Annotated in this window: 15 protein-coding genes and 2 pseudogenes; 8 read left to right on the top strand and 9 right to left on the bottom strand. The window is 69.9% G+C overall.

Annotated features, from left to right (window positions below):
• Positions 1 to 76 precede the first annotated feature (76 nt).
• The 8 genes from BS329_RS38340 to BS329_RS38305 all read right to left on the bottom strand — a co-directional run bounded on the left by BS329_RS38340 (position 77) and on the right by BS329_RS38305 (position 14,277).
• Positions 77 to 469 (bottom strand): hypothetical protein, encoded by a 393-nt coding sequence (locus tag BS329_RS38340; RefSeq protein WP_076168072.1) that lies wholly within the window; start codon positions 467 to 469, stop codon positions 77 to 79.
• On the bottom strand, positions 466 to 4,362 hold the full coding sequence (locus tag BS329_RS38335) for a nucleic acid/nucleotide deaminase domain-containing protein (protein WP_076168070.1): 3,897 nt from the start codon (positions 4,360 to 4,362) through the stop codon (positions 466 to 468). Before BS329_RS38335 ends, BS329_RS38340 begins: the two co-directional genes overlap by 4 nt.
• Positions 4,363 to 4,435: 73 nt before the next feature.
• Positions 4,436 to 6,544, bottom strand: a complete 2,109-nt coding sequence (locus BS329_RS38330) for an AbfB domain-containing protein (protein ID WP_076168068.1) — start codon at positions 6,542 to 6,544, stop codon at positions 4,436 to 4,438.
• 81 nt (positions 6,545 to 6,625) lie between these two features.
• Complete coding sequence (locus BS329_RS38325; RefSeq protein ID WP_084750750.1) at positions 6,626 to 8,710, bottom strand: AbfB domain-containing protein; 2,085 nt, start codon at positions 8,708 to 8,710, stop codon at positions 6,626 to 6,628.
• A gap of 36 nt (positions 8,711 to 8,746) precedes the next feature.
• The gene (locus BS329_RS38320) at positions 8,747 to 9,826 is read right to left on the bottom strand and encodes a hypothetical protein (RefSeq protein WP_143253384.1); all 1,080 of its coding nucleotides are present in this window, start codon (positions 9,824 to 9,826) and stop codon (positions 8,747 to 8,749) included.
• 55 nt (positions 9,827 to 9,881) lie between these two features.
• Complete coding sequence (locus BS329_RS38315) at positions 9,882 to 11,702, bottom strand: AbfB domain-containing protein (RefSeq protein ID WP_076168063.1); 1,821 nt, start codon at positions 11,700 to 11,702, stop codon at positions 9,882 to 9,884.
• 370 nt (positions 11,703 to 12,072) lie between these two features.
• Complete coding sequence (locus BS329_RS38310) at positions 12,073 to 12,357, bottom strand: Lrp/AsnC family transcriptional regulator (RefSeq protein WP_005154220.1); 285 nt, start codon at positions 12,355 to 12,357, stop codon at positions 12,073 to 12,075.
• Between the two features lie 201 nt (positions 12,358 to 12,558).
• Positions 12,559 to 14,277 carry a DEDD exonuclease domain-containing protein gene (locus tag BS329_RS38305; protein WP_076168061.1) on the bottom strand — a complete coding sequence of 573 codons (1,719 nt, stop codon included), beginning with the start codon at positions 14,275 to 14,277 and terminating at the stop codon, positions 12,559 to 12,561.
• Positions 14,278 to 14,373: 96 nt separating this feature from the next.
• Between BS329_RS38305 and BS329_RS38300 the strand changes: the two genes are divergently transcribed.
• The 4 genes from BS329_RS38300 to BS329_RS38285 all read left to right on the top strand — a co-directional run bounded on the left by BS329_RS38300 (position 14,374) and on the right by BS329_RS38285 (position 18,988).
• Positions 14,374 to 15,762 carry an NYN domain-containing protein gene (locus BS329_RS38300; protein WP_076168059.1) on the top strand — a complete coding sequence of 463 codons (1,389 nt, stop codon included), beginning with the start codon at positions 14,374 to 14,376 and terminating at the stop codon, positions 15,760 to 15,762.
• Between the two features lie 248 nt (positions 15,763 to 16,010).
• A complete protein-coding gene (locus BS329_RS38295; RefSeq protein ID WP_076168155.1) occupies positions 16,011 to 16,253 on the top strand; it encodes a hypothetical protein in 243 nt (80 codons plus the stop codon).
• A 445-nt stretch (positions 16,254 to 16,698) separates the two neighbouring features.
• Entirely contained in the window at positions 16,699 to 17,751 is a 1,053-nt protein-coding gene (locus tag BS329_RS38290) for a C40 family peptidase (RefSeq protein WP_208619357.1), read from the top strand.
• A gap of 79 nt (positions 17,752 to 17,830) precedes the next feature.
• Positions 17,831 to 18,988, top strand: a complete 1,158-nt coding sequence (locus tag BS329_RS38285; protein WP_208619356.1) for a glycosyltransferase family 4 protein — start codon at positions 17,831 to 17,833, stop codon at positions 18,986 to 18,988.
• A gap of 6 nt (positions 18,989 to 18,994) precedes the next feature.
• Here BS329_RS38285 and BS329_RS38280 read toward each other — a convergent pair whose 3' ends face one another.
• Positions 18,995 to 19,618, bottom strand: coding sequence for a nucleoside/nucleotide kinase family protein (locus tag BS329_RS38280; protein WP_076168055.1), 624 nt, complete (start codon positions 19,616 to 19,618; stop codon positions 18,995 to 18,997).
• 124 nt (positions 19,619 to 19,742) lie between these two features.
• Here BS329_RS38280 and BS329_RS38275 point away from each other — a divergent pair.
• The 4 genes and pseudogenes from BS329_RS38275 to BS329_RS38260 all read left to right on the top strand — a co-directional run.
• Positions 19,743 to 19,952, top strand: a pseudogene (locus tag BS329_RS38275) (SRPBCC domain-containing protein); the annotation flags it as partial.
• A 103-nt stretch (positions 19,953 to 20,055) separates the two neighbouring features.
• Positions 20,056 to 20,283 (top strand): annotated as a pseudogene (locus tag BS329_RS44970) (cytochrome P450); the annotation flags it as partial.
• A 25-nt stretch (positions 20,284 to 20,308) separates the two neighbouring features.
• Positions 20,309 to 21,589 (top strand): adenosylmethionine--8-amino-7-oxononanoate transaminase, encoded by a 1,281-nt coding sequence (locus tag BS329_RS38265; protein WP_076168053.1) that lies wholly within the window; start codon positions 20,309 to 20,311, stop codon positions 21,587 to 21,589.
• A gap of 239 nt (positions 21,590 to 21,828) precedes the next feature.
• Complete coding sequence (locus BS329_RS38260; protein WP_076168051.1) at positions 21,829 to 24,087, top strand: bifunctional SulP family inorganic anion transporter/carbonic anhydrase; 2,259 nt, start codon at positions 21,829 to 21,831, stop codon at positions 24,085 to 24,087.
• The last annotated feature ends 9 nt before the right edge of the window (positions 24,088 to 24,096 follow it).

The following is a 24,096-nucleotide window of genomic DNA, read 5'->3' as shown; positions in this document are numbered from 1 at the left end:
TCATCGTCGATCCCGATAGCCCTCGGTGATCGTCAGCCTCGCGTAGGTAGGCCTTCACGGACCGGTCACACCAGCGTCAGCCGACGACCCGCAGCTCCAGCGGCCGCATGTCGTCCTCGCTCGGCACCACGGTGAGGCCCGCGGCGGAGAGGACCGCGGTGAGCGCCGCCCTCACCGCCGCGTGTGCGGCGTTCAGCTGCCGCACTCTCGGATGCTCGATCTCCCCGGCCGTCAGGTGCCGGTAGACCTCCTCCTGCCAGGTGACGTTCATCAGCCAGTTCACGTAGACGCCGCCGGCTCGTCCGAAGAGGTCCACGTCGATCGCCGCGCCGCCCTCGTCGCTGAGGCCGGAGAGGTCCGGTTCGGCGATCACCCGGAAACCCGCCTCTCGCAGGACGGCCGCGGTCCGGCCGCCCAGTGCGAGCAGCCGTTCCTGGTCGGCGGGGGAGACCCGTCGCGGCGACGTCATCCGGCACCCACGAGCACGCGTTCCTCCTGGGTCTCGGCGATCAGCGCGCCGGGGAAGTGGATGCCGCGTTTCCGGTAGGCGTCCCGCATATAGCCCTGCAGGATCGTCTTGTACCCCGAATTGAGCAGTTTGTCTTTCGTCCAGTTCACGGAGAACGAGACGACCAGATCGTCCCCCATTTCAGGCACCCAATCCCGGTCGCAGTCGGGGCACGGCTTTCGTTCGGAGTACAGGGCCTTGATGTTCTTCGGATCCTTTCCCTTGGCCCGTACCTTCTCGACGATGTCCCGCTCGGAGTGCCGGTCCTCGCCGTCGCTGTAACCGATCACGTAGTTCGGGTATTTGCCGTCGGGGTTGGTCCAGCCTTCCAGATAGGCGACCGCGATGTTGTGCCCGATCCCGAAGCCGGACCCGATCCGCGCGTCCATCGCGATGGACGACATCCCGCCGCTGTCGTAATCGACGAGCCCGCAGGTGAAGTCCGGGAGATCCGCTGTCCTGGCGGCGGCCACCGGGACTTCGGAGAGCCGCTTGCACCATTTGCGGATGGTCTTGAAGATCGGCGTGACCTTCTCCACGACCTTGCTGAAGAGCGCGGACTTGCTCACGAACTTCTTGATGTTGTCGATGATCTTCACGACCGCCGAAGCCACCTTCGGCAGTTTCAGGAACACCGCGACCACTGACGCCACGTTGAGCACGGTCCAGATGCAGGCTTCGATGTTGCCGTCGCCGAAGCACCTTTCCGCGTCGCGCCAGCCGATGACCTCCAGCAGCACTTCGGCGCCGATCTCGACGAGGAATTCGACGACGCCGCCGCCGCTCTGGGCCTTCTCCCTCGCCTGCCGGTATTCGTCCAGGAGCATGCGCCCGAAATCGGACGTCGAAAGCATCGCGACCTCTTCCGGCGTCAGGTCCGGAAGCTGCCCGGACGCCTCGGCCGCCTTGCGCCGTGCTTCCTCCTCTTCCTGACGTTGCCGTTCTTCGGCGCGGTCCGCGGCCTGCTGGGCCTCGGTCGCGCTCTGCCTCGCCCTCTCGGCCGCGGCGGCGGCGTTGCGGGCGTGCTCCTCCGCCCGGTCGGCGGCGTCCCTGGCCTCGGCCGCCGACCTTTCGGCGTTCGTCGCCGCTTCCCTGGCCAGCCGCGCGTCGTTCTCGGCCCGGCCCGCGGCGTCACGGGCGGCCTGGGCATCCCGCTCGGCCGCCGCCGCGCTCCGGCCCGCGATGGCCGCGTCGGCGTTCGCCTCGTTGGCGGCGGCCCTGGCGGTCTGCGCGTCGGCCCTGGCGGCCGCGTCGGACGCGTTCGCCCGTTCGCCGGCCGCTCGGGCGAGTGCTCCTTCGGCCGCCGCGCGTGCGGCCGCTTCCTGTGCCTCCGCGGCGGAATTCGCGGCCGCCGCGGCCGACGACGCCGCCCGTGCCGCGGCTTCGAAGGCGGGTTTCACCGTCTCCGCCGCTCGCCTGGCGGCCTCGGCGGCACGCTCGGCGGCCAGCTGGGCTTCGGTGGCCCGTTCCCGCGCCGCCCTCGCCTGTTCGTCGCCGACGGCCCTGGCCTGGCTCGCGACCAGGATGACGAAGTCCGCGTCGATGTCCGTGCCCGCGTACGGCGCGACGACCCGGATCGCGGTGTTCGCCGGATCGGTGATGGCCGCCGACGAAGAGCTCGCCGCCGTGGACGCCCGGAGCGCGACGGACGCCTGCGTGGCCGCCGAAACCGACTCGTTGAAGGCCGCGTCGGCCTCGGCCCGGGTCCGTTCCGCCGCCATCAGCGACCGCATCGCCTCCTGGGACGCCTGCTCGGCCAGCTGGACGGCCGAACGCGCGGCCTCGGCCGCCTTGGTCTCCTCCAAGGTCGCTTCGCTGGCTTTGACGTTGGCCAGGGTCGCGTGCTGGTGCGTTTCCGCGGCCGACGACTCAGCCTGGCCCGCTGCCCTGTCCGAAGCCGCGGCCGCTGCCTTGGCCTCCTGCGCGGCCGCGCGTGCCCGGGCCGCGGCCCGGGTCGACTCGGTCGCCGCTTCCCTGGCGACCACGGCCGCCCCGGTCGCCCGGTTTGCCGCGTCCCGTGCCGCGGAAGCCGCCGAGGCGGCCTGTCCCGCCTCGGCACGGGCCGAGTCGGCCGCCCGGCGCGCGTCGCCCTCGGCCGTCGTCCCGCGGGCCGCCGCCTCGGCCGCCGTGAGCGCGTCCGCCTTGGCCTGGGCCGACTGCTTGCGCTGCTCGGCCGCGTAGGCGTTGTCACGGGCCGTCCGCGCGTTGCCTTCCTCGGTGACCGCCCGCTGTTCGGCGTCGCTCGCGAGCCGCTCTTGGTGTTGCGCCCGCTGGTTGGCGTCCTCGGCGATTCCGGCCTGACGCTGGGCCTCGCCGCGCTGCCGTCGTGCTTCCGCCGCGGCCTGGTCGGCACGCTGTCGCGCGTTGGCCGCGTTGACGCGTTCCGCCTCGGCGACCTGCCGGGCGTTCTTCGCCCGGTCCCGCTGGCGTTGCGCCTCCTCCCGGTGCCCGCGGGTCCGGTCCGCGGCCGCCTTGGCCGCCTCGGCCGCGGTTTCCGCCTGTTCGCGAGCGGATTTGGCGCGGACGGCGGCGTCCTTGGCCGCCGCGGCCTGTGCGGCCGCGGCATCGGCGACCGCTTTGGCGGCCTGCGCGTGCTGTTCGGCGTGCAGGCCCCACTGACGTGCCTGTTCCGCGTGCCGCTCCGCCCGTTCCTGCGCGTTGCGGGCCTGATCGGTCGCCTCGGTGGCGTCGATCGCGTGCTGCGCGGTCTCCGAAGCGTGCACGGCGCCCTGGGCGGCCGCGGCCATTCCCCGGGCCATGTCGCCCCATTGCGTGCCGTAGGGCAGCCCGGCGGCGATGAGTTCGGCGGCCTGGACACCCGCGCGTTCGGCGGCGCCGACGGCGTCGGTCGACGCGGTGCGGGCGTTGGCCACCTGACGCGCGGCTTCGGTCTTGACGAGGGTGAACGAATCCGCCGGGTGATTCCCCGCCGCGTCGTTGGCGTCGAGGATCTGCTTGGCCTTACGGGCTTCGTTGCCCGCCTGCACCATCGCGTTGGCGACCCGCTGCAGCGCCCGCAGCGCGTCGCCGTGCGCCACCACGAGCTGTCCGCGCGCGGTCATCGCCCTGGCGGACCGCCGGGCGAGATCACCCAGCTGGTCGGCCGCGCGTTCGGCGGCCTCCTGGTCGCGGATCTGCTTGTCGCGATCTTCGGCGTCGCGCCGCGCGGCGGCCAGGTAGCCGGTGTTGAGGAATTCGGCGATCGCCGCGTCACCGGCGTCGATCGCGGCTTGCGCCGCGGTCTTCACGTGGTGCCCGGCGACGCCGAGCAGGGCGGTGACCCGCGCGCGCAGCTGGTCGGCCCTGGCCTGGGTCCCGGCGGCGATCTGCGTGTCCCGTTCCTGCGCGATCTCCTTGCCGTAGGCCAGGAACTGCTCGCGATCGGTGTCGGTGCCCGCCAGCACCCGCTGGACTTCGGCCTTGAAGATCGGGCCGCCGGTGCCGGCCATCGCCTGGATGGTGACCCGGTTCTGCCTCGCTGTTTCGGCCACGCGTGCCGCGGCGCGGGCTCTGGCCGCGTCGAGACCTTGTTCGAGGAATTCCTCCAGCGCGGTGGCGGTTCCGGCGGCCAGCGCGGCCGCGGCGGCTTCGCGGACCTCCGGCTCCTCCGCCAGTTCCGCGTGGTCGGCGACGATCTGACGGACGAACGGTTCGCCGACGAGGGAGGGGACACCCGCCTGTCCGTCCCAGTTGCGATACGGGTCCTCCGGCATCGGCCGCGCGGGCGACGTCGGTGGCGGGGTGACAGGTGGTGGATCGTCGGCCGACGCGGAACCGGGCTGGATCAGCCCGGCGAAAACGGTCAGGACCAAGAAAAGGACGAGCGCTCTCAGCGCGTGTTTGGGTTGGGACATCTGAACCCCCAGAAGTCTTCGTTTCCCGGAAAGGAAAGGTGGCCTCGCCGGTTTCCCGGCGAGGCCACCGGTGTCACCTGGCGTACGCCCACGCGCCCTTCTGGGCGGTGTGATCGATGTTGCCGAACTGGAACATGCTCCGGCGTTTCCCGGGTTCACCCGGGACGTCCATCTCGTCGGAGATGGGATAGCCGAGCCAGCTCCGTTCCCAGCCCATCTTTTCCCAGAGATCGCGGATGGCGCCGTAGATCAGCCGCGAATCCGTGCCGGGACTCCAATAGATGGACCGGCCGCTTTCGAGATGGGTCGCCCTGCCGACCCCGTCCGGGAGGAAGAGATTGTCGACGATGGGCAGGTTGGCGGGGACCTTGTGCCCGCCCATGGACCAGTATTTGGTCAGGACCGGGTACAGGATGTTCTTCGGCCCCAGTGAAGGGTTCCAGAAGGCCGCGCCGTTCTGGAACTTCCGCACCCGCACCCCGTTCTCGATGTACTCCGGCGTCACCGCGGGCCCGAAGTACTCGCGCCACCAGTCCTCGTTGAGCAGCCGGAGGTCGATCTTCGTGGAGATGTTCGGGTTCGGGTCGACGGTCCTCCACGACGCGTCGGTCGCGTAATTGCCCGTGGTGTCGAAGTTGTTCTCGGCGCTCTGGCCGTGCGCGGCCCACAGCTCGCCCCAGTACTGCCGCAGGTACCGGCCGGGGTGCGCCTTCGACTGCAGGCTCACGTTGCCCGCGCTGTTGTCCAGGCCCGGCCGCGCGCACCAGGTCGCGTTGAGCTTGAACCCGTCGGTGCCGTCGTTGCCCGCGAGCTGGACCCGAAGGTTCGGCGCGACCCGCAGATAACTGCCGACCCGGGTGGCCGATTCGAGCGAGAAGCAGTTCGCGTCCGCGAGCCCGGTGACGACCTTCCAGCTGGCCTCGCCGAGCGGAGCGGTGACGGTGTTCGCCGGCTGCGTCCCCGGAGTCGCCCACGCGTCGCCTCCACCGCTGCGCACGTGCCAGCCGCGGGTGTTCACGGTCACTCCCGAGAAACCCTGCTCCAGCGGAAGGTACTGGCCCTTGGCGAGGAAGTCCTTGACCTGGTCCCAGGTCCCGGTCGCCGCGACCGAAGCCGCCGCGGCCGAGAGCCGCGGGCGCACCCTGCTCGCGTCGGCCTTCGTCTTGATGTCCCGCACCTTCTGCCGGTCGGCTTCCTCACGCTCGCGCAGGATCCGGGCATCGTCGCGGGCACGGGCCTCGCCGATGCCGGTGACGATGAACCGCGTCCAGTCCGCCGCCCCGGCGATCAAGGCGGCGTTCGCCGCGTTCTTGATCTCGCGGTGCGCGGGGTCGGTCAGCTCCGGCGTCTTCAGCAGTTCCCGGATGAAGTCGTCGTCGGGCAGCAGCAGCCAGCTCGCGACGGCGACGACCGGGATCTTGTGGCAGGCGTCCTTCTTGGCCGCGACCGCTTCGGCGCGTCGGCCTTCTTCCTCGCCCTTCTGCTTCTCCCGCTCGATGTAGTCGAGCTGGTCCTGATGGTGCAGCTCCCGGATCTTGTTCTCGATGAAGTCCTTCCAGACCGCCGCGTCGCCACCGAAGGCGTCGAGGGCACCGAGCTTGAGCTTGGTGCCCGCCGGAGCCCGTTGGTAGACCTTGTAGACGAAGTTCTGGTCGTTGTCGTTGAGGATGACGTCGTCGTAGGCGAGTTCGGCGTCGATCAGCGCCTCCCGCCGGACGCGGACGGTCTCGTTCCACGCGTCCTGGCGGCGCTGCCGTTCGATCCGGTCCCGCGCGGCGAAGTCGAAGACCCCGGTGCGGATGAACGCCGTCGCGTCCGGCGCGGTGGGCGTCTGCACCATGATCCGGTAGACGCGGTACGACTCTTCCTTGGTGAGCGGGAAATCGGTGCCGTTGATCCGGTCGAAGACCTTGAAGACGAAGTTCATGTCGGTGGCGTTGCGCCATTCCGGCGTCGCCTCGCCGACCTCGATCTCGTGGACCGCCCTGACCTTTTCCAGTTCGGTCGCGGCGGGGAGTTCGGCCGCCGTCGCGTCCGGGCTCTCCAACGGGACCCCGGGCGCGGGCGGCGGCGGTGCGGCGCTCGCGGCCGCCGGGGTGACCAGACCGGTCAGCGCGGTGGCGACGGTCAGGATCGCGAGCGTCCGGGTCAGTTTTCCGGTGTTCCCCAGTGTTCTTCGCATTTCGGAATACCTTCGTCGAGGAGAAGGGAAAGACCGGCCGGGGAACGGGACTCCCGGTCCCCGGCCGGATTCGGGCCGAACTCAGCCCACGGGAACGACCACGCGGCGGAATACCTTCATTTCGCCGTCGGCCGCGTTCCAGCTGATGGACCAGCCGTTCTGGAAATCACTGCGGCGTCCGCCGGGGATGTCGTACTCGTCGCTGGTCGGGAAACCGAGCTGACCGGTCTCCGCGCCGAGCGAATCCCATTTGCCGCGGATGGCGCCCATCACGAGCTTGGCCCCGGTCGCCGGGGTCCAGTAGATCGCGACACCCTGCTGCAGCGAGATCTTCGCCGAACCGCTCCCGGAGACCTGATGGGTCAGCGGCAGCAGCCATTTGTGCCCGCCCAAGGCCAGATACCGCGTGTGGACCTCGCCCGTGACGAACCTGGCGCCGGTCTCCGGGCCCCAGTAGACGCGCCCGTTCTGGAAATCCCGGTAGCGGACGCCGGCGTCGTGGACCTCGGCGGCCTTCGGGTTCCCGGCCAGGGCACGCAACTGGTCGTCGTTGTACCAGCCCAGCATCAGCGGCGTGGAGACCTCGGGGTTGGGGGCGACGACCTTCCAGCCCGAGTCCTCGTTGAACAGCCGTTCGGTGTCGAACCAGTTGCCACCGCCGGGTTGCGCGACCCACAGCTGCGCGTCGACGTGCCGCAGGACCCGGCCCGGCTGCGCCTTCGACTCCAGCGCGATGCCCCAGCCGGTGCGCTTCGGGCACCAGGTCGCGTCCCGTTTGAACGCGTCCGTGCCGTCGTTGCCGTGCAGTTTGACCCGGAAGTCCTGCTGCCGGAGGTAGTTCCCGGCGCGGTCGACGGATTCGAAGGAGTAGCAGAGCGGGTCGGCGAGCCCGTTCGCGACCTTCCACGTCGCGTACGGCAGCGGTTTGGTGCCGTCGGTACCGGCCTGCCCGGGGGTGATCCAGGCGTCGCCGCCGCCGGAGTGCACGTACCAGCCCTTCACCCCGGGGGTCACGGTCTGGAGCGACTGGTTCAGCACCTGGTACTGGCCCTCGCGCAGGAACGCGACGACGTCGGCGCGCGAACCGGTGAGCGCGGTGTCGGCGGCCGCGACCAGCCGGGGCCGGACACCGCCGTTCTCCGCCCTGGTCCTGATCTCCCGGACGACACGGCGGTTCGCCTCGTCCTCCTCGCGTTCGCGGCGGGCCTTGCCCCGGTCCGCCGCCTCCTTGAGGCCGGTGTTGACGAACGTCCGCCACACGGCCGGATCAGTGCTGCGCGAAGCGAGATCGGCGGCGTCCTTGATCTCGACGTTCGCCGGGACCGCGAGTTCGGGAAGACGCAGCAGTTCGCGGATAAAGACGTCGTCGGGTGCCTGCAGCCAAACGGTCTGGAAGGTGGCGGGGATGGCGGCCACCGCCGAACGCCGTTTGAGCTCGCGCTCGACGCGCTGTGCCTCTTCCTCGCTCTGCTGACGCGCCTTTTCGATGGCGGCGAAGTCGTCCTGCTCGGCGAGTTCGAGGACGGTGACCTCGATGAAGGTCTTCCACACGGCGGCGTCACCCTGGTACGCGGTGGCGGCGCCCGCCTTGACCTTGCTCCCGGTGGTGGCCCGGCTGAAGACCTGGAACACGAAGTTCCGGTCGGTCAGGTCGAGCATCGCCGGGTCCGGGGCGATGTGCGCGTTCTCGATCGCCTTCATCCGGGTGGTGACGCGATGCTGCTTTTCGGCGTCGCGCAGCACCTGCTCGTCCTGATCGCGCTGGACGAATTCGTGGACGCCGGTCCGGATGAACACCGAGGCGTCGGGCACGGTGAGCCCGTAGACCCGGGAGGCCTCGGCCTTGGTGCGGGGGAACTTGTCGATACCGATCTTGTCGTAGATCCGGAAGACGAAGTTCTTGTCGGACAGCCGGAGCCAGTCGTCGGTCGGTTCCCCGACGTGGATGGCGTTGACGGCGTCGAACTTCTCCCGTTGCGTGGCGGCGGGAATGGTGGTCGAGCCGACGTCGGGTTCGGCCGTCGGGATCGCCGGCGGCACGGCCTGCCCCGGCGGTGGTTCGGCCGCGTGGGCGGGAACGCCCAGCAGTCCGGAGAAGGCGGCGGCGACGGTGGCCACCGCCAGGCCACGGCTCAACCGTGACGTGGACATAGTCGTTCTTCGCATACCCCAGTTCCTTTTTCTCGAGAGAGACGGTCGTGATCAGCTCGGGTTCTTGACCCGCTGTTCGCCTTCGAGTGCCTGCCGCAGCAGCGATTCCCAGTACGCGGCCTGGTCGAGCGCCATCGAGCGGTTGTTCTCCCAATCGGCCTCGGTCGCCTTCGCGGGGTCGATCATCGCGTTCCAGTTCTGGTTCTGCGCCTGCTGGGCCGCGAGCAGGATGGCGCGCCAGGTTTCGGCCTGCCGCCGCGAGAAATCACGCGCCTCCTCCCATTTGGACTGTGCGGGTGTGGCCTGCGTGCCGACGTTCCGCCAGGCCGCGGCGGCCTTGTCCCTGGCTTCTTTCCCGGCTTCGCCCTCGGTCTCCCTGGCGGCCTTCTCCGCGGCTTCCGCGGCGGTGATCAGCCGCGCGATGGTGTGCAGCCACTGCTGGTTCTGGTCCAGCACCCGCTCACGGAACGACTCGATGTCCAGCCGCGCCGCGTGTGCCCAGCCCCAGGCGAAGAAGTCGGTCAGGTCGTCGTCGGTCGCTCCCGTCCGGACGGCGTAAGAAGCGGCGAAGCGCACCTGCGCGCCGGGATCGTTCTGCGCCAGCATCCGGATGTAGTGGCGGTCCTCCTCGACCAGCGCCCGTTTCTGCTCTCCGAGATCGGCGCGGAACTTCAGGTCGCGGGCCTTGGCGGCCTCGTAACCGCCGCCGTGGCAGAACTCTTCGCGTTTCGACGGCGGCTGGGTCAGGTAGTACGTGGCCGCCTGGTGGACCTCCGGCGAATACTGCCGGGTGTGCGTTTCCAACAGCCTGTTCAGGAAATCGATGTTGCGTTTGTCGAGGTTCTGTGCCCTTTCCTTCGCGAAGACGAGACCGCCGTCGGGAAGACGCAGGAATTCGATGGCCGCCGCGTCCGGATCCTCGCTCAGCAGCGCCACCCACGCGTCGGTCTTCACCGTCGCGTATACGCCGTATTTCGCGTGGTACAGCACTTCTCGCCGGGCGATCTCACCCGGCGTCGAGGCCGAGACCGAGACGACGCCCGGCACGGCCGCGCCCGCCGCCGGAACGGAGACCGTCCCGGTGAACAGGACGGCCGCGCACAAGGCGCAGGACAGCATTCGTTGATACACGGAAGCCCCCAATCACTTCGGTGCAGAATGGATATTCGGTTGTGGGTGGAAAGGGTCAGCGGCGATAGGCCAGCGTTTGCCCCGTCGCCGGGTAGTGCACGATCCAGCCGCCTTGGAAGTCGCTGCGTCTTCCGTTTTCGACGGCGTATTCGTCACTGATCGGGTATCCGAGATAACCCGTCCCGCCGCCTTCGGCGATCCATTCGTCCTGGATGGCGCCGTAGACGAGTTTCGGTTCGATCGACTTGTCGCCCCAGTAGAGGCTCGCCCCGTTCCGGAACTTCACGCGGTGCGCGCCGTCGGGGAGGGTCTCCTGGTCGGTCTCCGGGAACGAGAACTGGAGGCCGCCGAAGGCGACGTACCTCGCGACGAACGGCGAGCCCATCCACTTCGCGGCCGGTCCGAGCCGATCGTGCTGGTACATCCGGCCCTTGGCGAAGTCGCGGTACCGGAACCCGTTGCCGTCATAGCCTTCGAACACCTCGGGGGCGACGGGCGTGCCCACCGCCGCGGCGGCCGCGGCGTCGTTGTGCCACCGGAGCATGAGGACCGTGGTGATCTCGGGGTCCGGTTCCCGGGTCGCCCACGCGATGTCGGCCATGAAGGACGGGCCGCCGTCGAAGGCGTTGGACCCGGTCCGTGCCGCCGCCCAGAGCTTGTTCTGGAAATGGCGGAGGAAACGGCCCGGCTGGGCCTTCGATTCCAAGGCGACGTGGGCCGAGACGGGGTTCGGGCACCAGGTCGCGTCGAGTTCGAACTGGTCTGTGCCGTCGTGACCCTGCACCTTCACCGCGAGGTTCTGCTGCCGGAGGTAGACACCCGCCTGACGGGTGGATTCCAGCGAAGAGCAGCCCGCGTCGGCCAGCCCGGTCACCACCCGCCAGTTCGCCGCGGGGAACGGCCTGGTCCCCGTCGGCCGGTTCGGGTTGTCACCGGTGCCGACGGTCCCGTCGCCGACGGCGTTGCCGGTCACGTAGTAGCCACGCCGCCCTTGCGAGGTGGCCATGAGCGACTGTGCCAGCGGCAGGAACTGCCCGTCCCGCAGGAACGCGGTCACGTCGGCGGGGGTGCCCCGCAGTGCCGCGTCGGCGGCCTGGACCAGCCGCGGCCGCAACCGGGAGGTCTCGGCCTTCGCCCTGATGTCCCGCACCTTCTGGCGATCGGCCTCGTCGCGCGCGGCCTGTTCTCGGGCGCCGTCCCGTTTGACCGCGTCGTGGACGCCGCGGTCGATGTACGCCCGCCACACGAGCCTGTCGCTGCTCTGCAACGCGGCCAGCGCGGCGGCCTTGACCTCCGCGTGGACCGGATCGGCGAGCTGGGTGGTCTTGAGCAGCTCGCGGATGAAATCGTCGTCGGCCAGGCCGAGCCACGCCGGGTTCGGCGGGACCGGGACGGCGTTGACCGCGTTGGTGCGGGCGAAGTCGGATTCCAGTTTCTTCGCGGCTTCTTCGTCCCGCTCGCGTTCACGCTCGATGGCGTCGAGCTGGTCTCGCGTGTGCAGGTCGTAGATCGTGGTGATGATGAACGTCTTCCAGTCCGCCGCTTCGCCGCCCCAGGCGTCGAGAGCGCCGTTCTTGACCTTCGGCCCGGAAGCGCGTTTCCAGACCTGGTAGACGAAGTTCTGGTCGGTCCCGTCGAGCATCGCGGCGTCGGCGGTGATCCCGGCCCAGCGCGCCGCGTCCTCCCTGGCCTTCCTGGCCAGCGCGAGTTCACGGTCGCGCCGGATCTTCTCGTCGTGGTCGCGTCCGACGAATTCGTGGATCCCGGTGCGGATGAACGCCGACGCGTCGGCGACTTCGAGTTTGTAGACGCGATACGCCTCGGTCCTGGTCAGCGGGTACTGCGCCGGGTCGGCCCGGTCGTACACGCGGAACACGAACGCCTTGTCGTCCAGTGAGGTCCACTCACCGGTGATCTCTTCGCCGATGGCCGTGACGGCCCTGGCCTTTTCGAGGACACCGGCGGGCGGGACTTCCGTCGTGGCGACGTCTGTCNNACGTCTGTCGCCACGACGGCGGCCATCGGTGACGCGATCGCGAGGTTTCCGGACAGAAAAAGGGCAGCGGCCATCGCCGCGATCCCCGAAGGGACCGATCTTCGGTACATGTTCAGTTATCCCCAGTTCCCGGAATTCCCCCAGTGAAATCCCGGTCGAGGTTCACCTAACCGCTGATGTCCGATTCGCGCAAGATCCGCTTGGACGAGTCAGGAAATCACTCTTGCGACGTGTGTCCGGAAAGGAATTGTCAGGCGCCTTCCACCCCGATGTCGAAGGCCGACTCGCTGTCCGCCTTCGAGTACGAGCGGAACGCGATGTGCGTGACCGTGCTCAGCACTCCGGGGACCTTGCCGATCTTCGCCGGGATCAGATCCGCGAGGTCCTCGTGGGCCGCGACGCGGACCGAGGCGATCAGGTCGACGTCGCCCGCGCAGGAGTAGACCTCGCGGACGCCCTCGATGTCCGCGATCGCCTGCGCCGCTTCGGGGATCGCATCGGCTTCGACCTGGATCAGCACGATCGCCGTGATCAAAGGGTCCTCCTGTGTTCGTTGTCGCGCGCTGACGGGAACGCGCCGAAGGAGCGCAGTCAGCAGGCCGGCTAACTTGATCAGACGGGCGCCCCTTCATCGCGTTCCCGTGGGCCTTCGGCCCCAAAGAGGCGCGCGCGAGGTGAAGTCTCCGTCGGGCGCGGAGCGCCCTTGGGGAGACCCTTTGGTCCCGTCAGAAAGATCCTAGCCCGCGACCCGCTCCAGCGCCGTCGCGCTCGCCGCCAGGTCGAGCCACTCCTGCCAGCCGCCCGCGACGGCCGCCTCGGCCCACGGGTGGGTGGTACGCACGAGCCGGACCCCCGGGCGGGTCAGCCAGCGGAGCAGGATGCCGACCTCCTCCGAGATCGCGCCGAAGAGCGGCCCTGGGCCGGGGATCACCGTCTCGGCCGAGGCCACCAGCATCTCGACCACCGGCATCGGCGGCACCCCGCGCCGGGCGACGCCCGCCGACGCGAGCCTGCCGTGCCGGATCACCGCGAGTTCCCAGCCGCCCTTCCCGTCCGGCCCGGCGGCGATCAGCTCGGGAATGCCGGCCAGCGCCGACAGCCGGTGCGCCCGGCCGACCGCGCGGATCAGCCCGGCCAGCTGATCGCGGTGCTGGGCCGCCTGTTCGAAATGCTCCGCCGAGGCGAGCCGGGCCAGCTGGTCGGCGGCGGCCCGCAGCGGACGGGCGTCCGTCCCGGCGATGAGACCGGACACCGCCAGCACACCGGGCCGGTACGCCTCGACCGTTTGCAATCCCGCGCACGGCGCTCCGCAGCGGCCGAGTTCGGCGAGGACGCAGGGCTTGCCGCTCGGCGCGGTGGCCGAGATGCGCTGGGTGCACGTCCGCAGTCCCGAGGCGCCGGCGAGGGTGTCCGCGGCGGACCGGGCGTCCGTTTGGCTGCGGAAGGGCCCCAGCATCCCGTCTCGCGGCATGCGGACCACCGAGAGGCGGGGGAACGCCTCCTCGGTCAGCGCGACCCACCAGGCGTGCCGTGGGTTCTTGGAACGGCGGTTGTACATCGGACGGTGGGCGGCGATCAGCCGCAACTCCCGGACCGCGGCCTCCAGCGCGTGCGCGCACTCGACCGCGTCGACCCGTTCGGCGAGCGCGACCATCTCCCGGATCCGGCCACGGCTCTCCGAACCGGTGAAGTACTGCCGGACCCGGCGGCGCAGATCGGACGACGTCCCGACGTAGAGGACCTCCTCGCTCGGGCCGCGGAACAGGTAGACCCCGGGCCTCGACGGCAGATGCTCGGCCAGCGATCGTTTGCGGCGCTGGGCCGGGGTCACCTCGGGCAGGTAGTCCAGCAGTTCTTCGAGCGTGTGGACACCGACGTTGCCGACGCGTTCGAGCAGTGCGTGGAGGACGTCCACCGTGGCGCGCGCGTCCGCGAGGGCGCGGTGGTTGGGCGTCGTCCTCGCCCCGAACAGCGCGGCCAGCGCGGAAAGCCGGTAGCTGGGCGTCTCGTCGCGGGAGATGACCCGGCGGGCCAGCCGGACCGTGCAGACGACGGCCGTCTTCGGCCAGTGGTAACCGTGGCCTTCGCAGGCCGCGCGCATGAAACCGGTGTCGAAGGGGGCGTTGTGCGCCACGAGCACGGCACCGGAGATGAACTCGAGGAACGCCGGCAGGACGCGCTCGATCCGGGGGGCGTCGTAGACCATCGCGCTGGTGATGCCGGTGAGCTCGACGATCTGCGGCGGGATCGGCATCCCCGGGTTGACGAAGGTGGCGAACTCGCCGACGATCTCACCGGCGTGGACCTTGACCGCGCCGATCTCGGTGATCCCGTCCGGCCCGGGTCTCGTCCCGGTGGTCTCCAGGTCGAATACGACGAAAGTGGTGTCCCGCAAGGGTGTTCCGAGTTCGTCGAAGGCGAGTTGTGCCGCCCCCGGCCGCCGTCCGGTGTCCATGATCGGGCACAGTAGGGGTGGGCACCGACAATCTCGCGATCCGCGCACGGTGTCCCATCGAGCGCGCCCCGGGCCGGTGGGGCCTACGCTGGAGCGATGCAGCCGCAGCCCGCAGTGCCCGAACTGCCCGAGGACGCCACTGGCGGCCCCTCGGGGGTCGTGGCGTCGTCAGGTGGGCCGGAACCGTCCGAGGAGGTCCCGGCCGAGGGCTGGACCGCCTTGCCGGAGACCGTGCGGGAGCGGATCGCCGAGCTGGCGGCCGCCGCCGTCGGGAAGCTGCCGGTCGCCGACGTGCCGAGGCAGCTGCGCCCGGTCGCGAAGTTCGCCCCGGCGAAACGCGCGAAACTCGGCGGGACTGCGCTGATCGCCGCGCTGGGGGAGTCGTCGCAGTTCCGGGTCGCGGTCACCGAATGGCTGCGCGACCACCGCACCGACGCCCTCGATCCGAACGCCCCCGACTCCGTCGCCGCCGCGGCCGCCGCCGTGCTGCTGGGCGAGGCGGGCGCGGCGGGCCGGGTCCGGCTGGTGGCGAAGAACGCCGAAGAAACGGCGTTGCGTGCCGAACGCGACGCCGCGTTGGCGCGTAACCAGCGGCTCGAGGCCGAACTGGCCCAGCTCCGCGAAGAGTTGCGTGAGGCAAGAGAGATCGCCGGCAACGCGCGGGGCGAACGTGACGCCGAAGTCGAGAAGCTGTTGAAGCGACTGCGAGAGCAAGGTGTCCAGCTTCGTCAGGCCAAGGACGCGGTCGCCGACGTCCACGCCCAGATGGAGAGTGGCGGTGCCGAGCGCGCCGAGGAGATCAAGGCGCTGAAGGCCCAGTTGGACCGTGAGCGGCAGCGGGTCGCCACTGAGCGGGCGCGGGCGGAGAAGGCCGTCACGGACGCTGAGATCGCCCGTCAGTCCGCGCGCGAGGCACGTCAGGCCGACGAGGTCCGGCTCGGGCTGCTGCTGGACACGATCGAGGGCGCCGTCGGCGGGCTGCGCCGGGAACTTTCGGTGAGCGCGCGGGGCCAGCGTCCGGCGGACATGGTCCGCGGTGCGACGTCGGGCTTGGGGGCGGGCGGCAAGATCCAGGACGTCACCGCGCTCGACCGGTATCTCGCGCTGCCCAACGTGCACGTGATCGTCGACGGCTACAACGTCACGAAGACCGGGTACCCGGAGCTGGTGCTCTCCGACCAGCGCGACCGGCTGATCCACCAGCTTTCCGCGCTCGCCGCGCGGACCGGCGCCGAGGTGACCGTGGTGTTCGACGGCGCCGGTGTGCTCTCCGTGCCCGCGGCGGTGCCGCGCGGGGTGCGGGTGCTGTTCTCCGAACGCGGCGTGCTCGCGGACGACGTCATCCGGTCGCTGGTCGCGGCCGAGCCGCCGGGGCGGCCGATGGTGGTCGCCAGCACGGACCGGGCGGTGGCGGATTCGGTACGGCGGAAGGGCGCGCACCCGGTGCCCTCGGCGGTGCTGGTGTCGCGGCTCAGCCGGGTGTGAAGGTGCGGGTGCCGTGAGTGGCGATTCTGATCAGGCGCCAGGGCCCAGGCGAAGTCGAGATTTCGCCGGTCAGGCAGCTATTCGTCACGGGGACATACCGGTCACGAAGCTTCCCTGCTCACCCCTTACAGGCAGCAGCGGAGTCACATCCGGTTCTCAGGCGACCAGGGCGCAGGTACCGAGAGGTCCCGAAACTGTCGGTGGTCGCTCTTAATGTGCACCTCACCACTGAAAGTGAGGAGCCCGAGATGCACGACAAGGCCATCGCCGATATAGCGGACATAGAGACGCTCGTCATCGATTGCGACCGCTGCGCGGTCCGCGGTGACGCATGTCATGACTGTGTCGTCAGTGTCCTTTTGGGGGCGCCGCCGTCGCTCGAATGGGACGCCGACGAGCGGAAGGCGGTCGACGCACTCGCGGAGGCCGGGATGGTCCCGCGCCTCAGGATGGTCGAAATCGTCGGTCAGGAGCGGCGAATGTCGGCCTGAGACACGCCACGACAGTGGCATTCGGCGAGTGGTCGATCCGATCGGGTGAACGGTAGGTAGTCACGACCCTCCCTGGATGTAACGTCCGTCACAACTTTCCGCTCATGCTGGTCCGATGGTGTTTCGGCGCATCACGGAGAGTTTTTATGCCTGCCATGGTGGACGTGGTGCCTGTGGTTTCGTAACCTGGCCGAGATCTCGTGGCCGGTAGTCGTCGCCAGATGACGACACGAGATCGCCACTGAAGCAGCTTTGTCGGGGAGTTGCACCAGAACCAGCCGTGCGCCAAACCTGTTGCGATAGCACTCGGCCAGGCGCAAGGCGGGAACGCGGGGAACCGCGCGGGCCTCACGGTCGGCGACGCGGCTTCGCGGAAGAGGGCCCCCGACCTCTTCGTCCCAGGTTTCGGAGTCGGTGGCCGACAGCAAAGGAGACACGCGCGACCGTGCAGTCGCATCCAGTCAAGCGCGTGGTGTCAGGAGCTTTGGCCGCGGCCGCGGTGATCACCGCCGTAACGGTCGCCCAGCCTGCCGCCACTGCTGCCCCAGCCCCCGCCCCCCAACAGCCCCCTTCCGGATCGGAAGCGCTCGCCAAGTACCGCGACCTCGCGGCACAGGCCGAGAAGGCAAACGAAGACCTCCTCAAGGCGAAGGACGATCTCGCCGCGAAGCAGGGCGAGCTCGACAAGGCCACTTCGGACGCCGCCGCCGCCAAGGAAACCGGTGTCAAGGCGGCCGGAGACGAGAAGACGTTCCAGGCCGAGGTCAACAAGTTCGCCGGTGCGTCGTTCACCAGCGGTGTGCAGCTGAACAAGCTGTCGTCGCTGCTGTCGGGCGCGTCGACCCAGGACTTCCTGGAGCGCTCCTCGGCGCTCGAGGTCCTCGCCGCGAACAAGAACACCGCCCTGAACAACCTGAGCGGCGCCGTCGCCCAGGCCGCGGCCGCCGCGAAGCAGGCGGCGGACGCCGAGGGCGCCGCAACCGCCGCTCGTGACACCGCCGCCAAGCTGACGACGGACATCGAGGCGCGCAAGAAGACGCTGGACGGCCAGCTCCAGGAGATCCAGCGGGCCAGCGGCAACCTGAGCACCGCGGACAAGGCCGCCCAGAAGGACAAGGGCGGCGCGTTCCCCAACCTGCCCGCCCCGGGTCCCGCCGCCGCTTCGGCCCTCGCGGCCGCGAAGAGCAAGCTCGGCAGCCCCTACGGCTGGGGTGACGTCGGCCCGTCGTCGTTCGACTGCTCGGGTCTGATGCTGTGGGCGTACAAGCAGGCGGGTGTCACCCTGCCGCGGTCCAGCCGTCAGCAGTCCACCTTCGGCGCCCCGGTGCAGCGCTCGCAGCTCCAGCCGGGCGACCTGGTGTTCTACAACTCGCCGGTTTCGCACGTCGGCATGTACGTCGGCAACGGCATGATGGTGCACGCGCCGACCACCGGTGACGTCGTCAAGGTGTCGCCGCTGCAGAACAACTACGTCGGAGCCCGTCGCCCGACGGCCTGACGAAAAGCGAGAAAAGGGGCGGTACCGCGCAGGCGGTGCCGCCCCTTTCGCGTGCGGAGGGCCAAGTAGCCTTGCAGGGGTGCTGAGGACGCTGCTGGTGACCAACGACTTCCCGCCCCGGCCAGGCGGTATCCAGAACTATCTGAACTCGCTGGCCACCCGCCTGCCCGCGGACGACCTCGTCGTCTACGCCCCGTCCTGGGAATCGAGCACCGGCTCGCACGGCGAGTTCGACGCCGCCGCCCCGTTCGAGGTGGTGCGCCATCCGACGTCCCTGATGCTGCCGACACCGGACGTTCTCAAGCGGGCCAAGGAGATCATGCGCGCCCGCGACTGCGAGGCCGTCTGGTTCGGCGCCGCCGCGCCGCTCGCCTTGCTGGGGCATCCGCTGCGGTCGGCGGGCGCCCGCCGCGTGCTGGCGTCGACGCACGGCCACGAGGTCGGCTGGTCGATGCTCCCCGGGTCGCGGCAGGCGTTGCGGCGGATCGGCGACACCGTCGACGTGGTCACCTACGTCAGCAAATACACGCGCTCCCGGTTTTCGGCCGCTTTCGGCCCGATGGCGGGGCTGGAAATGCTCCCGTGCGGTGTCGACACCGAGCTTTACCGTCCGGATGCCGCCGCGGGCAAGGAAATCCGCGATCGGCACGGTCTCGGCGACCGTCCGACGATCGTCTGCGTTTCGCGGCTGGTGCCGCGCAAGGGCCAGGACATGCTGATCAAGATCCTGCCCGAACTCCGCGAACGGATCCCGGACGTGGCGTTGCTGCTCGTCGGCGGCGGCCCGTATCGCAAGACGCTCCACGGGCTCGTCGGCGCGCTGGGGGTCGAGGACAACGTGGTCATCACCGGATCGGTGCCGTGGAAGGAGTTGCCCGCCCACTACAACGCGGGTGACGTCTTCGCGATGCCCGCGCGGACACGCGGAAAAGGGCTCGACGTCGAGGGCCTCGGCATCGTGTACCTGGAGGCTTCGGCGACCGGGCTGCCGGTCGTCGCCGGAAATTCCGGCGGTGCGCCGGAAACGGTGCTGGACGAGGTCACCGGGCACGTGGTCGACGGCCGTGACGAACAGCAGCTGAGGGAGACGCTGGCCGCGTTGCTCGCCGATCCGGTGCGGGCACGGCGGATGGGGGCCGCCGGCCGCGAATGGGTCGCCGCGGACTGGCGATGGGACACCATGGCGAGCAGGCTTTCCGGCCTGCTCGACGGCGACCCGGTCGCGGCGGTGCGCTGAGCACGGTCAGGGTTCGTAGCGCGCCGGGTGGTTCGGGTCGTCGACGCGGATCACCACGTCGGACAGCGCCACCGGGTCCACTTCCTGTTCGTAGCGCTCGTAAGCGGGCAGCGCCCAGGCGTCGGGCACCCGCCGCTCGAGCGCGGCGGGCGAGAGCCACAGGTGCACGCTCAGGTCGAAAGCGAGCCCCGCGCCGAAGAGGAACTCACCGTCCACCAGGACGACGCCGCCTTCGGGCACTTCGACGCGTTCGGCGCGGGTGGCGCGATCGCGGACCGGGTCCCACAGCGAGGGGAGGACCCGGCCGCTGCCGTCCTCGGCGAGCGGGTCGAGCACTTCGCGGCGCAGGGCACCGATGTCGAGCCAGTCCGTGTAGCGCGAGTCCGGGTCCTCCTTGCCGCGTTCGAAGCGCAGCGAGGCGGGGCGCAGAAAGTCGTTCGCCGAGATTCGCAACGCCGCGTGACCGGCGACCCGCAGGGGATCGACCAGGGCGTCGGCGAGTTCTGTGGTGTCGGTCGCACCGGCGGCACCGTCGACGGCGACCGCGATCCGGCGGCGGCCGGTGATCGCCGTGATGCGTTCGGTCAGTTCGGAGACCAGCAGAGCGGAAGAAATCGGACGGTAGCGCACAGAAAGAGATCTTCCACCCGCACCGGTGACTGTCGCACGGCACACCCGACGGAATGATGGCCTGGTGACGAAAGCAGTGGCCAAAACCGCCGGAAGTGGTTGGCAGACAGGCGTTTCCCAAACGGTGCCGGACAGCGGCGCGCAGGTGTGGGACTTCCTGGTCGGACGCGAGGGTGCGGAGATCTGGCTCGGTCCGGGCGCCGAACTCGGCCATGAGCTGGGCGCGGCGTACGAGACGGCGAACGGGACGACGGGCGAGATCCGCGCCCGCGCCGAGGGCGACAAACTCCGGCTGACCTGGCGGCCGAAGGACTGGGACCACGACTCGACCCTGGCCGCGCTGGCCGAACGCTGACCAGCGTGCTGGTCAGCGGGCCGATGCGGATGTCCGAAGATCGCGAACAGCGTGTTCGCCCTCCTGAGCGACTGGCCGCGCTCCGCGCCGGCTGCACGTCGCACGGTCGGCGAATGGGCCGCTCGCGTCCGGGCACGGCATCCACCACCGCGTCGGCGCCCCACTCGCGCGGCTGGATGCCGAGATCGCCTTGCGGGGCCTGCTCGACCGATTCCCGTGGCTGCGTCTCTGCGCCGAGCCGGAAATCTTGCGCCGGTGGGAAAGCACCCTCGTGCACGGCCTGGAAACCCTCCCTGTGCCGCTGCGCTGAGCAGGGCGTGTCGTAGGGTCGCGGCATGGACGCCGCCGAACTCCTCGCGCTCGACGCGGAACACGTCTGGCACCCGTACGGGCCGATGCCGAGCCCGATCGAGTCCCTCCTGGTCCGCGAGGCGAGTGGCGTCCGGCTCACCCTCGACGACGGCCGCGAACTGGTCGACGGCATGTCGTCCTGGTGGGCGGCGATCCACGGCTACCGGAACCCGGTGCTGGACGCCGCGCTGGCCGACCAGGCGCGCCGGATGAGCCACGTCATGTTCGGCGGGCTCACCCACGAACCGGCCATCAGGCTGGCGAAGACCCTGGTGGACCTCGCCCCGGACGGGCTGCGGCACGTCTTCCTGTGCGACTCCGGGTCGGTGTCGGTGGAGGTCGCCGTCAAGATGTGCCTGCAGTACTGGCAGTCGGTGGGGCGCAAGGAAAAGCGGCGCCTGATGACCTGGCGCGGCGGCTACCACGGCGACACGTTCACCCCGATGAGCGTCTGCGACCCCGAGGGCGGGATGCACTCGCTCTGGCGCGGGATCCTGCCGGACCAGCTGTTCCTGCCCAAGCCTCCCGGCGGTTTCGGCGACGAGCCGGACCAGGCCTACCTCGACCTGCTCGCGGCCGAAATCGAGCGGCACGCGGGTGAACTGGCCGCGGTCATCGTCGAGCCGGTCGTCCAGGGCGCCGGCGGTATGCGGTTCCACCCGCCCGCGTACCTGCGCGCGCTGCGCGAGATCACCGAGGCCAACGGCGTCCTGCTGATCTTCGACGAGATCGCCACCGGTTTCGGCCGCACCGGCACGATGTTCGCCGCGGAACACGCCGGGGTGACGCCCGACGTTCTGTGCCTCGGCAAGGCGCTGACCGGCGGTTACCTCACGATGGCGGCGACGTTGTGCACGCCGGGGATCGCGGACGGCATCTCACGCGGGGAACTGCCGGTGCTGGCACACGGCCCGACGTTCATGGCGAATCCGCTGGCCTCGGCGGTGGCCAACGCGTCGCTGGGAATCCTCGCCGAAGGCGGCTGGAAGTCCGACGTCCCGCGGATCGAGGCGGCGCTGAAAGCCGGGCTCGAACCCGCTCGCGAGCTGTCTTCGGTCACCGACGTCCGGGTGCTCGGCGCCATCGGCGTGGTGGAACTGGACCATCCGGTGGACATGGCGGTGGCGACCGAGGTCCTCACGGCCGGCGGGGTCTGGCTGCGGCCGTTTCGGAACCTGATCTACACGATGCCGCCCTACATCTCCGGCGCGGACGACCTGGCCGCGATCACTTCCGCAATGGTCGCGGCCGCGCAAAAAGCGTAAAAACGGCTAAATCCATCCTAAAGAGTGTGACGGTGGCCACAGGAAACCTGGGAGACCACGCTCGGTACAGAGCGTGGTCGAGAAGTGATCATGATCAGGCGAACGGGCGAGTCCGATCGAGAGGCCGGCCGACGGTTTTGTCGTAAAAGTGCGGTATGTCCTAGTTCCCTGGTGCACAAGCAAACCTGAGAAACCTTTGCGTAGCGGACTTTTGCGCGCCGATCCGGTTTCCTGCCCCCATGATCGACATCGTTGGTGACGAGCACGACACCGGGCCTCCGGGCCGCCGAAACCCCGCATCGACCCTCCTCAAGAACCTCCGCCACGACATCCCGGCTTCGGTCGTCGTCTTCCTCGTGGCCGTCCCTCTTTCCCTCGGCGTCGCGCACGCCGCCGGAGCCCCCTTGCTCGCCGGACTCGTCTCCGCCGTCGTCGGCGGATTCGTCGCGAGCCTCTTCGGCGGTTCCGCCCTTCAGGTCAGCGGCCCGTCCGCCGCGCTGACCGTCGTCCTCGCGGAGACCATCGCCACCTTCGGCTGGGCCGCCACCTGCGCCATCACCGTCGCGTCGGGCGTGGTCCAGATCCTCTTCGGCGTCAGCCGCCTCGCCAGGGCCGCGCTGGCGATCTCTCCGGCGATCGTGCACGGCCTGCTCGCCGGGATCGGCCTGATCATCATCCTCGGCCAGCTGCACGTCGTGCTCGGCGGAGCGGCGCAGGGTTCCGCGATCGCGAACATCCTCGCGCTGCCGGGCCAGATCGTCGGTCACCATGACCAGGCCGCGTTGGTCGGTGTGGTCACCGTCGGCGTTCTGCTGGCGTGGACCCGGATGCCGCGTTCAATGCGCCGAATCCCCGGTCCGCTGGCCGCCGTCGTGCTGGCCACCGCGCTTTCCGTCGCGGCGGGGATGCACCTGCCGCGCGTCGACCTCCCGAACGGCCTGCCAGGGCTGGGTTTCGTCCCCGAGGCGCCGTCCGGGTCCTGGGCCGCGATCACCGCGGCCGTACTCACCATCGCGCTCATTACCAGCCTGGAAAGCCTGCTTTCCACCCTCGCCGTCGACAAACTGCGCGACGGGCCCCGCGCCGACCTCAATCGCGAACTGGTCGGCCAGGGCCTGGCGAACGTCGCCGCCGGGTCGCTCGGCGGCTTCCCGGTCACCGGCGTCGTCGTCCGCACCATGACCAACTTCGAAGCGGGCGCCCGTACCCGGATGTCGGCGATCCTGCACAGCGTCTGGATTCTCGGCTGCTGCCTGTTCCTGGCAGGCGCGCTGCGGCTGATCCCGCTCGCCGCCCTCGCCGGGCTCCTCGTCTACGTCGGCGCCAAACTGGTCAACGTCACCAGTCTCCGCGAAGTCCGCCGCCACGGCGACCTGCCGGTCTACCTCGCGACACTGGTGGGCGCGGTCGCCGTCAACCTGCTCACCGGGGTCGCCGCGGGGATCGCGGTGGCCCTCCTGCTCATGGTGCGCCGGATGCTGTTCTCCGGCATCCACGTCGAACCGGACGGCGCGCGGACCCGCGTCGTCATCGAAGGTGCACTCACTTTCCTTTCCGTGCCAAGGCTCACCACCGTCCTGGCCGAAGTCCCCGAACAGTCGGAAGTGACGCTGGAACTCTTCGTCGACTACCTCGACCACGCCGCTTTCGATTGCCTTCGAGGCTGGCAGCGCGCGTACGAGCGGGCGGGGGGAGTGGTGGCCGTCGACGAGATCGGGCATCCGTGGTTCGAACGCGGCAAGGCGGGCGTCCCGACCGTGCGGCGCGGTGTCGCGTCCCGGGTGGTGCCGCGCTGGCTCGCGCCGTGGTCGGAATGGCAGGCGGAGCATCTCGAACTGCCGAGCCAGCGCGGCGGCAGCGTTCCGTTGTGCCGCGGTGCTTCGGAGTTCCAGCGGCGGACCGCGCCGTTGCTGAGGCGGACATGGGACGGGCTGGCGAACGGGCAGCAGCCGCATACGCTGTTCGTCACCTGTGGCGACGCGCGGATCGTGCCGAACCTGATCACCACCAGCGGGCCGGGGGACCTTTTCACGGTGCGGAACATCGGGAACCTCGTCCCGCACGCCAGTGTCGAAGCGGATTTCTCCGTGGGGGCGGCGATCGAGTACGCCGTCGGTATCCTGCGGGTACGGGAAGTGGTGGTGTGCGGGCATTCCGGCTGTGGCGCGATGAAAGCGCTGCTCGGGGACGCGCCCACCGGGCTCGCGCGCCTCGGTGGCTGGCTACGCCACGGCGAGGAAACGTTGCGGCGCAGGGAAACCGAGGGACCGGTCCTGCTCGACGGTGCCCGTCCCGGCCGTGAGGCCGATCAGCTCGCCCTGCACAACGTGGTGCAGCAACTGGAAAACCTGTGCTCGTACCCGGTCGTCGACGCCGCGCTGGCGCGGGGCGAACTCCGGCTCACCGGCATGTACTTCGACGTCGGGAAGGCGAACGTGTACCTGCTCGACGCGACGCACCGGTCATTCACTTCGGCCACTTCACCGGTGAAGTCCTGAGCCCGAGCG

It is taken from the genome of Amycolatopsis coloradensis (genome assembly GCF_001953865.1).
GTDB lineage: Bacteria > Actinomycetota > Actinomycetes > Mycobacteriales > Pseudonocardiaceae > Amycolatopsis > Amycolatopsis coloradensis.
Note: the sequence above shows the minus strand (reverse complement) of the source record. Positions and strands in the feature narration are given on the sequence as shown.

Coding starts and splice junctions, on each gene's coding strand:
- BS329_RS38325 (WP_084750750.1), bottom strand. CDS start 8,710: ATGCGAAGAACGACTATGTCCACGTCACGGTTGAGCCGTGGCCTGGCG.
- BS329_RS38305 (WP_076168061.1), bottom strand. CDS start 14,277: ATGGACACCGGACGGCGGCCGGGGGCGGCACAACTCGCCTTCGACGAA.
- BS329_RS38300 (WP_076168059.1), top strand. CDS start 14,374: ATGCAGCCGCAGCCCGCAGTGCCCGAACTGCCCGAGGACGCCACTGGC.
- BS329_RS38340 (WP_076168072.1), bottom strand. CDS start 469: ATGACGTCGCCGCGACGGGTCTCCCCCGCCGACCAGGAACGGCTGCTC.
- BS329_RS38295 (WP_076168155.1), top strand. CDS start 16,011: ATGCACGACAAGGCCATCGCCGATATAGCGGACATAGAGACGCTCGTC.
- BS329_RS38335 (WP_076168070.1), bottom strand. CDS start 4,362: ATGTCCCAACCCAAACACGCGCTGAGAGCGCTCGTCCTTTTCTTGGTC.
- BS329_RS38265 (WP_076168053.1), top strand. CDS start 20,309: ATGGACGCCGCCGAACTCCTCGCGCTCGACGCGGAACACGTCTGGCAC.
- BS329_RS38260 (WP_076168051.1), top strand. CDS start 21,829: ATGATCGACATCGTTGGTGACGAGCACGACACCGGGCCTCCGGGCCGC.
- BS329_RS38330 (WP_076168068.1), bottom strand. CDS start 6,544: ATGCGAAGAACACTGGGGAACACCGGAAAACTGACCCGGACGCTCGCG.